Genomic DNA, 12,371 nt, shown 5'->3' with positions numbered 1-12,371 from the left:
TTCATCTGTGGAGCATTTCAAGTATGGCACGCGTAACTGTTCAGGACGCTGTAGAGAAAATTGGTAACCGTTTTGACCTGGTGCTGGTCGCCGCGCGTCGCGCTCGTCAGATGCAGGTTGGCGGTAAAGATCCGCTGGTACCGGAAGAAAACGATAAAACCACCGTTATTGCACTTCGCGAAATCGAAGAAGGTCTGATCAACAACCAGATCCTCGACGTGCGTGAGCGCCAGGAGCAGCAAGATCAGGAAGCCGCAGAACTGCAGGCCGTTACCGCCATTGCTGAAGGTCGTCGTTAATTAAACCTGCGGGTCGCCCTTGTATCTGTTTGAAAGCCTGAATCAACTGATTCAAACCTACCTGCCTGAAGACCAGATTAAGCGTCTTCAGCAGGCGTATCTCGTTGCACGTGACGCTCACGAGGGCCAGACACGTTCAAGCGGTGAACCCTACATCACGCACCCGGTGGCGGTTGCCTGCATTCTGGCCGAGATGAAACTCGACTATGAAACGCTGATGGCCGCGCTGCTGCATGATGTGATCGAAGATACCCCCGCCACCTACCAGGATATGGAACAGCTGTTTGGCAAAAGCGTTGCCGAGCTGGTGGAAGGGGTCTCTAAGCTGGATAAGCTTAAATTCCAGGATAAGAAAGAGGCGCAAGCCGAAAACTTTCGCAAGATGATAATGGCGATGGTGCAGGATATCCGCGTCATTCTCATTAAACTCGCTGACCGTACCCACAATATGCGCACGCTGGGCTCACTTCGCCCGGATAAGCGTCGCCGCATCGCCCGTGAAACCCTCGAAATCTATAGCCCGCTGGCGCACCGTTTAGGTATTCATCACATCAAGACCGAGCTTGAAGAGCTGGGCTTTGAAGCGTTGTACCCGAACCGCTTCCGCGTGATCAAAGAGGTGGTGAAAGCCGCACGTGGCAACCGTAAAGAGATGATTCAAAAAATCCTCTCTGAAATCGAAGGGCGTCTACAGGAAGCGGGTATTCCATGCCGCGTCAGCGGTCGCGAAAAACATCTCTACTCCATCTACTGCAAAATGGTGCTTAAAGAGCAACGTTTTCACTCGATCATGGATATCTACGCCTTCCGCGTCATCGTCCATGATTCCGACACCTGTTATCGCGTGTTGGGCCAGATGCACAGCCTCTACAAGCCGCGTCCGGGGCGCATGAAAGACTATATCGCCATTCCTAAAGCGAACGGCTATCAGTCTCTGCACACCTCGATGATCGGGCCACACGGCGTGCCGGTCGAAGTGCAGATCCGTACCGAAGACATGGATCAGATGGCAGAGATGGGGGTTGCGGCACACTGGGCGTATAAAGAGCACGGTGAAACCAGCACTACGGCGCAAATTCGCGCCCAGCGCTGGATGCAAAGCCTGCTGGAGCTGCAACAAAGCGCCGGCAGCTCGTTTGAATTTATCGAGAGCGTTAAATCCGATCTCTTCCCGGATGAGATTTACGTTTTCACGCCGGAAGGGCGCATTGTCGAACTGCCTGCCGGCGCCACGCCGGTTGACTTCGCCTATGCCGTGCACACCGATATCGGTCATGCCTGCGTAGGTGCCCGCGTCGACAGACAGCCGTATCCGCTGTCGCAGCCGCTGACCAGCGGTCAGACCGTGGAAATCATTACCGCACCCGGCGCTCGCCCAAATGCGGCGTGGCTTAACTTTGTCGTCAGCTCCAAAGCCCGCGCCAAAATTCGCCAGCTGCTGAAGAACCTCAAGCGTGACGACTCCGTCAGCCTGGGGCGTCGTCTGCTCAACCATGCGCTGGGCGGTAGCCGTAAACTGAACGAGATTCCGAAAGAGAACATTCAGCGTGAGCTTGAGCGCATGAAGCTCGCCACGATGGACGATCTGCTGGCGGAAATCGGTCTTGGCAACGCCATGAGTGTGGTCGTGGCGAAGAACCTGCAACAGGGCGAAGCCACGCCAATAGCGCCTGGCGCGTCTGGCCATACCCATCTGCCCATCAAAGGCGCTGACGGGGTGCTTATCACCTTCGCCAAATGTTGCCGCCCGATCCCTGGCGACCCGATTCTGGCGCACGTCAGCCCAGGTAAAGGCCTGGTTATTCACCACGAATCCTGTCGTAACATCCGCGGCTACCAGAAAGAGCCTGAGAAGTTCATGGCGGTTGAGTGGGATAAAGAGACCGAGCAAGAATTTATCACCGAAATTAAGGTCGATATGTTCAACCACCAGGGGGCACTGGCGAACCTGACGGCTGCCATCAATACGGCATCCTCCAATATCCAGAGTTTGAACACGGAAGAGAAAGATGGCCGCGTCTACAGCGCCTTCATTCGTCTGACGGCCCGTGACCGTGTGCATCTGGCGAACATTATGCGCAAAATCCGCGTGATGCCGGACGTCATCAAAGTCACCCGTAACAGAAACTAAGCTGATGAACGCGAAACGTTACGAGCGTATCTGTGAGATGCTCGCCAGGCGACAGCCGGATCTGACGGTGTGCATGGAGCAGGTACATAAGCCGCATAACGTCTCTGCTATCGTCCGTACCGCCGATGCCGTGGGCGTGCACGAAGTGCACGCCGTCTGGCAGGATCACCGCATGCGCCCGATGGTGTCCGCGGCGGCGGGCAGCAACAGCTGGGTGCAGGTAAAAAATCACAAAACCATCAGCGAAGCCGTTTCGCACCTTAAAGGGCGCGGAATGCAGGTGCTGGCAACCCACCTCTCCGATAAGGCCGTCGATTTCCGCGAGATCGACTACACCCGTCCTACCTGCATTTTGATGGGTCAGGAAAAGACCGGGATCACCCAGGAAGCGTTAGATCTGGCGGATCAGGACATTATCATCCCGATGATTGGCATGGTGCAGTCGTTAAACGTCTCGGTGGCCTCCGCTCTGATTCTCTACGAAGCACAGCGCCAGCGTCAGAACGCCGGTATGTACCAGCGTAGTAACAGCATGTTGCCGGAAGAGGAGCAACAGCGCCTGCTGTTCGAAGGCGGTTATCCGGTGCTGGCCCGCGTGGCGAAGCAGAAAAAATTACCCTACCCCCACGTCAACGCGCAGGGCGAGATCGAAGCCGATGCCGGGTGGTGGGCTACCATGCAGTACGCGGGATAAATCATGAAAGGCCGCCTGCTCGACGCCGTTCCTCTTAACACGCTTACGGGCGTGGGTGCGGCGCAAAGCAGTAAACTGGCGAAGATTGGCCTGCATACCGTGCAGGATTTGCTGCTTCACTTCCCCCTGCGTTACGAAGATCGCACCCATCTCTACCGCATCGACGACCTGTTACCTGGCATATACGCCACGGTTGAAGGCGAAGTCCTGAACTGCAATATCACCTTCGGCGGCCGCCGGATGATGACCTGCCAGATTAGCGATGGCTCCGGCGTTCTTACGATGCGTTTCTTCAACTTCAGCGCGGCGATGAAAAACAGTCTTGCCACCGGGCGACGGATTTTAGCCTATGGCGAAGCCAAACGCGGCAAATACGGCGCGGAGATGATCCACCCGGAGTATCGTGTGCAGGGGGATCTCAGTACGCCTGAGTTGCAAGAGACGTTGACGCCGGTTTATCCCACCACCGAAGGGGTTAAACAGGCGACGTTGCGTAAACTCACCGACCAGGCGCTGGAGTTGCTGGATACCTGCGCTATCGCCGAGCTTTTGCCGCCGGAGCTGGCGCAAGGGATGATGAGCCTGCCGGAAGCGATGCGCACCCTGCACCGTCCGCCGCCGTCATTGCAGCTCAGCGATTTAGAGAGCGGACAACATCCCGCCCAGCGGCGGCTTATCCTTGAAGAATTGCTGGCGCATAACCTCAGTATGCTGGCCCTGCGTGCGGGCGCCCAGCGCTTCCACGCTCTGCCTCTTACGCCGCGCGATGATTTAAAAGATAAGCTGCTGGCCTCGCTGCCGTTCAAACCCACCGGTGCCCAGGCCCGGGTGGTGGCTGAAGTTGAGCGCGACATGGGGCTCGACGTACCGATGATGCGTCTGGTTCAGGGGGATGTGGGCTCCGGTAAAACGCTGGTTGCCGCGCTTGCCGCCCTGCGCGCCATTGCGCACGGTAAACAGGTGGCGCTGATGGCGCCTACCGAACTGCTGGCCGAACAGCATGCCAATAACTTCCGCAACTGGTTTGCCCCGCTGGGCATCGAAGTCGGCTGGCTGGCCGGAAAGCAAAAAGGCAAAGCACGCCTTGCGCAACAAGAGGCCATCGCCAGCGGCCATGTGCAGATGATTGTCGGAACCCATGCCATATTCCAGGAACAGGTGCAGTTTAATGGCCTGGCGCTGGTCATTATTGATGAGCAGCACCGCTTTGGCGTGCATCAGCGCCTGGCGCTGTGGGAGAAAGGGCTGCAGCAGGGTTTCCATCCGCATCAGCTGATCATGACCGCGACCCCCATTCCGCGCACCCTGGCGATGACCGCCTACGCCGATCTGGATACCTCCACCATTGACGAGCTGCCGCCAGGCCGAACGCCGGTGACCACGGTCGCTATTCCGGATACGCGCCGCAGCGAGATTATCGACCGCGTGCGCAACGCCTGCATGCAGGAAGGGCGGCAGGCGTACTGGGTCTGCACCCTGATTGAAGAGTCCGACCTGCTGGAAGCGCAGGCCGCCGAAGCGACCTGGGAAGAGCTAAAGCTCGCCCTGCCGGAGCTGAATATCGGCCTGGTACATGGCCGTATGAAGCCGGCCGATAAACAGGCGGTGATGCAGGCATTTAAACTGGGCGAGCTGCATTTGCTGATTGCCACCACGGTCATTGAAGTGGGCGTAGACGTGCCCAATGCCAGCCTGATGATTATCGAGAACCCGGAGCGTCTGGGCCTTGCGCAACTCCACCAGCTGCGTGGCCGCGTCGGCCGTGGCGCGGTGGCGTCTCATTGTGTATTACTTTATAAATCCCCGCTCTCGAAAACCGCCCAAATGCGCCTGCAGGTGTTACGCGACAGTAACGACGGGTTTGTGATTGCACAAAAAGATCTGGAGATCCGCGGGCCTGGCGAACTGCTGGGCACGCGCCAGACCGGGAATGCGGAATTCAAAGTGGCCGATTTACTGCGCGACCAGGCAATGATCCCCGAAGTTCAGCGCCTGGCGCGGCATATTCACGAACGCTACCCTGAGCAAGCGGCAGCGTTAATTGATCGCTGGATGCCCGAGACCGAGCGCTACTCCAACGCCTGAGGCTTAGCCAAAAATGGGCAGCATCAGATAGAGTTTTATGACCAGCGCGTTCACGATATCAATAAAGAACGCACCGACCATCGGCACCACCAGAAACGCCATATGCGATGGACCAAACCGCTCGGTTATCGCCTGCATATTGGCAATCGCCGTTGGCGTAGCCCCCAGACCAAACCCGCAATGCCCTGCCGCCAGCACCGCCGCATCGTAGTTTTTACCCATCAATCGCCAGGTCACAAAGATGGCATAAAAGGCCATAAACAGCGTCTGGACTGCCAGGATCGCCAGCATCGGCAGGGCCAGCGAGGCCAGTTCCCACAGCTTCAGGCTCATTAACGCCATCGCCAGGAACAGCGACAAGCAGACGTTCCCCAGCACCGACACCGCGCGTTCAAACACACGATAGAACCCCATCAGCGACAGGCCATTGCTGAGGATAACCCCAACAAAGAGCACGCAAACGAAGGTCGGTAATTCAAACGTCGTCCCCGCCAGCCATTGCGCAATGAGTTTACCGGCGGTCAAACAGATGGCGATAAGCGCGATGGTTTCAATCAGTACCAGCGACGTGATCACGCGGCCAACCTCGGGCTTTTCAAAAGCCGACGGCACCATTTCATCGTCCGGCCTGCCGTTTGGCGTGGAGGAGCGTTTCACCAGATAGCGCGCCACCGGGCCGCCGATCAGCCCGCCCAGCACCAGCCCGAACGTTGCGCAGGCCATCGCCACTTCGGTGGCATTCTGAAAGCCGTAGCGCTCAATAAAGACTTTGCTCCACGCCGCCCCGGTACCGTGTCCACCTGAAAGGGTAATTGAGCCCGCGAGCAGTCCCATCAGCGGATCCAGCCCCAGCAGAGAGGCCATGCCAATGCCGATGGCGTTCTGCATTACCAGCAGCCCGACCACCACAATCAGGAACACCCCCAGCACTTTGCCACCGGCGCGCAGGCTGGCCAGATTTGCGTTCAGGCCGATCGTCGCGAAGAACGCCAGCATCAGCGGCTCTTTCAAAGTCATATCAAAGTTGATTTCCCAGCCCATGCTTTGTTTCAAAGCCAGCAGCGCCAGCGCTGCCAGCAGGCCGCCGGCGACGGGTTCGGGAATGGTATAGCGACGAAGAAAGGAAACACGATGAACCAGCTTACGTCCGAGCAGTAAAACCAGCGTTGCCGCAACAAGCGTCGACAACGTATCGAGATGAATCATAGAAGGCTCCTTTTATGCGTATGTTCCATGCACACACGGCGTTATCCTGGCCGGTTTGCGCTCCTCATGAGCCCCGGCGATGGAAGTGTAATTAACTTTTTTCTCCCGATATAGAAAAAGCCGCACAAACTGGAGGACTTTATCCGTAAATTTCGCTGGCAATCGTTTGCTTTTATTGCGCCATCGGCTAGAATGCCCGCTTTTCCTCCTGGGATCGCAGCCGATGTCCGTTAACGCCGTAGAACAGCAAGATGCGCAACCGATTGCGCAGCAGCATAACAGTGAACTGATTTACCGTCTTGAAGACCGCCCACCGTTGGCGCAAACCCTGTTTGCCGCCTGCCAGCATCTGCTGGCGATGTTTGTCGCGGTGATAACGCCGGCGTTGCTGATCTGCCAGGCGCTCGGTTTACCGGCACAGGACACCCAGCACATCATCAGTATGTCGCTGTTCGCCTCTGGCGTGGCCTCTATTATCCAGATTAAAGCCTGGGGTCCGGTGGGCTCTGGCCTGCTGTCGATCCAGGGCACCAGTTTTAACTTTGTGGCGCCGCTGATTATGGGCGGCACCGCGCTGAAAACCGGCGGCGCCGATGTGCCGACAATGATGGCAGCGCTGTTTGGCACCCTGATGCTGGCAAGCTGCACCGAGATGGTTATCTCCCGCGTGCTGCATCTGGCGCGCCGCATCATTACCCCGCTGGTCTCCGGCGTGGTGGTGATGATTATCGGCCTGTCGCTGATCCAGGTAGGACTGACGTCTATCGGCGGCGGCTATGCAGCGATGAACGACCACACCTACGGCGCACCGAAAAATCTGCTGCTGGCAGGTATTGTGCTGGCCATCATCATTCTGCTTAACCGCCAGCGTAACCCTTACCTGCGCGTCGCTTCGCTGGTGATCGCAATGGCAGCAGGCTACCTGGCGGCGTGGGCCATGGGCATGCTGCCCGAGAACACCGCACCGACAAACAGTGCGCTGATCACCGTCCCGACGCCGCTGTATTACGGCCTGGGCATTGACTGGGGTCTGCTGCTGCCGCTGATGCTGGTCTTTATGATCACCTCTCTGGAAACCATCGGTGATATCACCGCCACCTCTGATGTTTCTGAGCAGCCGGTGTCTGGCCCGCTGTATATGAAACGCCTGAAAGGCGGCGTACTGGCAAACGGGCTGAACTCGTTTGTTTCTGCGGTCTTTAACACCTTCCCGAACTCCTGCTTCGGCCAGAACAATGGCGTGATCCAGCTGACGGGCGTTGCCAGCCGTTACGTTGGCTTTGTGGTGGCGCTGATGCTGATTGTGCTGGGTCTGTTCCCGGCGGTGAGCGGCTTTGTTCAGCACATTCCGGAACCGGTACTGGGCGGCGCGACGCTGGTGATGTTTGGTACCATCGCTGCCTCTGGCGTGCGCATTGTCTCGCGTGAGCCGCTGAACCGTCGTGCAATCATGATTATTGCACTCTCTCTGGCCGTAGGCCTTGGCGTTTCTCAGCAGCCATTGATCCTGCAGTTTGCGCCGGACTGGGTGAAAAACCTGCTCTCTTCCGGCATTGCCGCCGGCGGTATCACCGCTATCGTGCTCAACCTGATCTTCCCGCCAGAGAAGAGCTGATCCCCATTTCACGGCAGCCGCGTCCGGCTGCCGTGACATCGATTTACCAATCCCGCCTTGAGCATTGCGCCCAAATGTTGCATAACTCCTCTATGTGCGTTTTGCGGGATGGAAGACCATGAAATTTATTGGAAAGCTGCTCGTCTATATTCTTGTCGCCATATTGATTGCGATTATTGCGCTCTATTTTCTGGTCCAGACCCGCTGGGGCGCGGCTCAGGTGAGTGGCTGGATCACCGTCAATACCGATTACGAGCTCAATTTCGACCTGATGGATCACCGTTTTTCGTCCCCGACGCATATCCTGCTGAAAAATGTCACCTTTGGCCGGGACGGGAAACCTGCCACGCTGGTTGCCAAAACCGTGGATATCGGCCTGAGCAGCCGCCAGGTGACCGATCCGCTGCATATGGATACCATCACCCTCTCTGACGGCACCCTGAACCTCTCCCCGCAGACCGCGCCGCTCCCTTTCCAGGCCGATCGCCTGCAGTTGAATAACATGGCCTTTAACAGCCCGAATATGGAGTGGGATCTGAGCGCGCAGAAGGTGACCGGCGGCGTTAACCCATGGCAGCCCGAGGCAGGCAATGTGCTGGGCAAAAAAGCGCAGATTCAAATCAGCGCCGGGTCGCTGACCCTGAACGGCGTAGAGACCAGCAACGTGCTGATTCAGGGCGAGCTGAATGGCAAAGAGGTGGTGCTAAGCACCATCGGCGCCGATATGGCGCGCGGCTCGCTCACGGGCACCGCTCGTCGCAATGCCGACGGCGGGTGGGTGGTGGATAACCTGCGTCTGAACGAGATTCGCCTGCAGAGCGATAAAGCCTTAGCCGATTTCTTTACCCCCATCACGACTTTGCCGTCTTTTAAAATTGGCCGACTCGAAGTGACCGACGCCCGGCTACAGGGGCCGGACTGGGCGGTGACCGATCTCGATCTGAGCTTGCGCAACCTGACGTTAAGCAATGGCGACTGGCAGAGCGACGATGGCCGCCTGTCGATGAACGCCAGTGAGTTTATTTATGGCTCGCTGCACCTGTTTGACCCGATTCTGAACGCGGAGTTTTCCCCGCAGGGCGTGGCGCTGCGCCAGTTTACCTCCCGCTGGGAGGGGGGGATGGTCCGTACTTCCGGTAACTGGCTGCGCAACGGTAAGGCGCTGGTGCTGGACGATGTGGCCATCGCCGGGCTGGAGTACACCCTGCCGCAGAACTGGAAAAATCAGTGGATGGCTGAGCTACCGACCTGGCTGAATAGCGTGACGCTGAAGAAATTTGGCCTGAGCCGTAACCTGGTGATTGATGTGGATCCCGCCTTCCCATGGCAGATCACCGCGCTGGATGGCTACGGCGCGAATCTGCAGCTGGCGAAAGATCGTCAGTGGGGAGTTTGGAGCGGTAGCGCGACGCTGAACGGCGCAGCGGCGACCTTTAATCGCGTGGATGTACGTCGACCGTCGCTGGCGCTCAATGCCAACGCCTCGACGATAAATATTAGTGAGCTGAGCGCCTTCACCGAGCGCGGTATTCTGGAAGCCACCGGCACCGTTTCGCAGTTGCCGCCACGGCAAACTACTGTCAGCCTCAACGGACGCGGCGTGCCGCTAAACGTGCTGCAGCAGTGGGGCTGGCCCGCGCTGCCTGTGACCGGAGATGGCAATATACAGCTTACCGCCAGTGGAAGCGTGCAGGCTAACGCACCGCTAAAACCGACGGTGAACGGCAAGCTGCGTGCGATAAATATGGATAAACAGCAGGTGGTGCAGACGATGACGGGTGGCGTGGTTTCAACGGCGCCGGCTGTTTCACCCTCACCCCAGCCCTCTCCCTGAAGGGAGAGGGGGTAAAACCCAGCCCGCACATAACGGTCCCCTTGTCACGGAAGGGAAAGCGGGCAACCCCCAACCCGCACATAACGGTCCCCTTTACACGAAAGGGAGAGCGGGCAACCCCAAGCCCGCACATAAGGGTCCCCTCTCCCTGTGGGAGAGGGTTAGGGTGAGGGGAGGAAAACCGCATCAGAGCTGAATCACCACCTCACTCCCCTCCGGTTTCACCACCACACCCCACTCGCTCCCCGCATGAGACGCCCCTTGCACACCTCCAACCTGCTGCACATTACGCAGGCACAGCGTCCAGCTGCGGGCATCGCCCTCGCCTTTCACCCTCACAGTGCCGCCGCTGCGCGTCGCCGTTAGCGTAAACACGACAGTGCCGTCTGCCGCAGGCACTTCGCTTACCGCCGTTGCGCCATCGCTCAGGTTAAACAGCTGGAAAGCCGTCCCCTCGTTCCAGGCGTAATCCGGCTTCTGGTTGCTGTTGCCCAGCGCCAGCAGGGTATTGTCGCGCACATAGACCGGCAGGCTCTGGAAGTCGTGCTGCTGCTTATGCCAGCGGCTACCCTGAAGTTCATCGTTATGCCACAGGTGCGTCCAGCGCCCTTCCGGCAGATAAAACTGTACGTCACCCGCTTCGGAGAAGACCGGAGCAACCATCACCGCCTCCCCCAGCATGTACTGACGGTCAAGATAATCACATGCCGGATCGTCCGGGAACTCCAGCATCATCGCGCGCAGCATCGGCGTGCCGAACTCGCGCGCCAGCGCCGCCTGACGATACAGGTACGGCATCATCTGGCATTTCAGCTGAGTAAAGTGGCGCACCACGTCGCAGGACTCGTCATCGTACGCCCACGGCACACGATAGGATTTGCTGCCGTGCAGCCGGCTGTGGCTGGAGAACAGACCGAACGCGCACCAGCGTTTGTAGACGTGCGCCGGGGCGGTGTTTTCGAACCCGCCGATATCGTGGCTCCAGAAACCAAAGCCGGACAGACCAATCGACAGCCCACCGCGCAGGCTTTCTGCCATGGATTCGTAATTGGCATAGCAGTCGCCGCCCCAGTGAACCGGGAATTGTTGTGCACCGACGGACGCCGAGCGGGCAAACAGCACCGCCTCGTCTTCGCCCACCGTCTCTTTCAGTACGTTCCACACCAGTTCGTTGTAGATGTAGGCGTAGTGGTTGTGCATCTTCTGCGGATCGGATCCGTCGAACCATTGGACGTCCGTCGGAATTCGCTCGCCAAAGTCTGTCTTGAAGCAATCTACGCCGATATCCACCAGCCCCTTGAGCTTGTCGGCATACCACCGGCAGGCTTCCGGGTTGGTAAAGTCGTAAATCGCCAGCCCCGGTTGCCATTTGTCCCACTGCCACAGGGAGCCTTCCGGGCGTTTCAGCAGATAGCCTTTCTCTTTCAGCTCCTTAAATACCGGCGACTTCTGGCCGATATAGGGGTTAATCCAGACGCAGACCTTCAGCCCTTTCTCCTTCAGGCGGCGGATCATCCCCTCCGGGTCCGGGAAGGTCACCGGGTCCCACTCAAAATCGCACCACTGGAAGGCTTTCATCCAGAAGCAGTCGAAGTGGAAAACATGCAGCGGCAGATCGCGCTCGGCCATGCCGTCGATAAAGCTGTTTACCGTCGCTTCGTCGTAGTTGGTGGTGAATGAGGTAGTCAGCCACAGGCCGAACGACCATGCCGGCGGCAGCGCCGGACGCCCGGTGAACTGCGTATAGCGGTTCAGCACCTCTTTTGGCGTCGGGCCGTCGATCACGAAATACTCCAGATATTCGCCTTCGACGCTGAACTGCACCTTAGAGACTTTCTCGGAGCCGATCTCAAAGGAGACGTTTTCCGGATGGTTCACCAGCACGCCGTAGCCGCGGTTGGTGAGGTAAAACGGAATGTTTTTATACGATTGCTCGGTGCTGGTACCGCCGTCGCGGTTCCAGGTTTCCACCGTCTGACCGTTGCGCACCAGGGCGGTGAAGCGCTCGCCCAGGCCGTAGACCGTTTCGCCCACGCCCAGGTCCAGGCGCTCAAACACGTAGTTGCGATCGGTGTTGCCATCCTGCACGTAGCCGTTATTTTTCAGCTGGCTGCCGGTGATGCGCTGCCCGTTGCGCAGGAAATCCAGCGCCCAGAACTCGCCTTTGGTGACGCGCACGCTAACGCTGCCGCTTTTCAGCTCGGCAAACGCCGCGTTGTTTTCAATCTCGACCTTCACGTCGTTGAGAACGTTCAGCGGATAGTGCGGGCCGTTATCCAGCGCCCCCTGAAAATGCTCGATGCGCACCCCGACAATCCCCTCCTGCGGGGCAAACAGACGAACCGTGAACATCAATGTGTCGAGCTGCCAGGTGCGTTCGCACACGTCACGCGGCGCCACGTAGACCACCAGGTCGTTGCCCTGCTGCTCCACATCAAACACCTGAACCGGATAAGTCACGTTCAGACCCGGTTGAATAAGCCAGTTTCCGTCACTGATTTTCATAC

The 12,371-nt window shown here is 58.2% G+C and carries 8 protein-coding genes; 6 read left to right on the top strand and 2 right to left on the bottom strand.

Annotated elements, in window-relative coordinates; genetic code table 11:
- Nucleotides 1-23: 23 nt before the first annotated feature.
- From rpoZ to recG, 4 genes are read left to right on the top strand one after another with little or no spacing between them, the layout of a single operon-like run.
- Nucleotides 24-299: a DNA-directed RNA polymerase subunit omega gene (gene rpoZ, locus JZ655_RS00400; protein ID WP_207292725.1), complete on the top strand. Its 276-nt coding sequence runs from the start codon at nucleotides 24-26 to the stop codon at nucleotides 297-299.
- 19 nt (nucleotides 300-318) lie between these two features.
- Entirely contained in the window at nucleotides 319-2,430 is a 2,112-nt protein-coding gene (gene spoT, locus JZ655_RS00395; protein WP_040077821.1) for a bifunctional GTP diphosphokinase/guanosine-3',5'-bis pyrophosphate 3'-pyrophosphohydrolase, read from the top strand.
- 4 nt (nucleotides 2,431-2,434) lie between these two features.
- On the top strand, nucleotides 2,435-3,124 hold the full coding sequence (gene trmH / locus JZ655_RS00390; RefSeq protein ID WP_040077819.1) for a tRNA (guanosine(18)-2'-O)-methyltransferase TrmH: 690 nt from the start codon (nucleotides 2,435-2,437) through the stop codon (nucleotides 3,122-3,124).
- Nucleotides 3,125-3,127: 3 nt separating this feature from the next.
- A complete protein-coding gene (recG, locus tag JZ655_RS00385) occupies nucleotides 3,128-5,209 on the top strand; it encodes an ATP-dependent DNA helicase RecG (protein ID WP_207292724.1) in 2,082 nt (693 codons plus the stop codon).
- Nucleotides 5,210-5,212: 3 nt separating this feature from the next.
- Here the strand turns inward: recG and gltS are convergent, their stop codons facing one another.
- Entirely contained in the window at nucleotides 5,213-6,415 is a 1,203-nt protein-coding gene (gene gltS / locus JZ655_RS00380; protein ID WP_207292723.1) for a sodium/glutamate symporter, read from the bottom strand.
- Between the two features lie 223 nt (nucleotides 6,416-6,638).
- On the opposite strand from gltS, the gene JZ655_RS00375 reads away from it, so the two are divergent.
- Nucleotides 6,639-8,030 (top strand): nucleobase:cation symporter-2 family protein, encoded by a 1,392-nt coding sequence (locus JZ655_RS00375; RefSeq protein ID WP_207292722.1) that lies wholly within the window; start codon nucleotides 6,639-6,641, stop codon nucleotides 8,028-8,030.
- Nucleotides 8,031-8,148: 118 nt separating this feature from the next.
- Nucleotides 8,149-9,864 carry an AsmA family protein gene (locus JZ655_RS00370; RefSeq protein WP_207292721.1) on the top strand — a complete coding sequence of 572 codons (1,716 nt, stop codon included), beginning with the start codon at nucleotides 8,149-8,151 and terminating at the stop codon, nucleotides 9,862-9,864.
- Nucleotides 9,865-10,050: 186 nt separating this feature from the next.
- Here the strand turns inward: JZ655_RS00370 and yicI are convergent, their stop codons facing one another.
- The gene (gene yicI, locus JZ655_RS00365; RefSeq protein ID WP_207292720.1) at nucleotides 10,051-12,369 is read right to left on the bottom strand and encodes an alpha-xylosidase; all 2,319 of its coding nucleotides are present in this window, start codon (nucleotides 12,367-12,369) and stop codon (nucleotides 10,051-10,053) included.
- Nucleotides 12,370-12,371: the final 2 nt, after the last annotated feature.

The sequence above is a fragment of the Leclercia pneumoniae genome (assembly GCF_017348915.1).
Lineage (GTDB): Bacteria > Pseudomonadota > Gammaproteobacteria > Enterobacterales > Enterobacteriaceae > Enterobacter > Enterobacter pneumoniae.
Note: the sequence above shows the minus strand (reverse complement) of the source record. Positions and strands in the feature narration are given on the sequence as shown.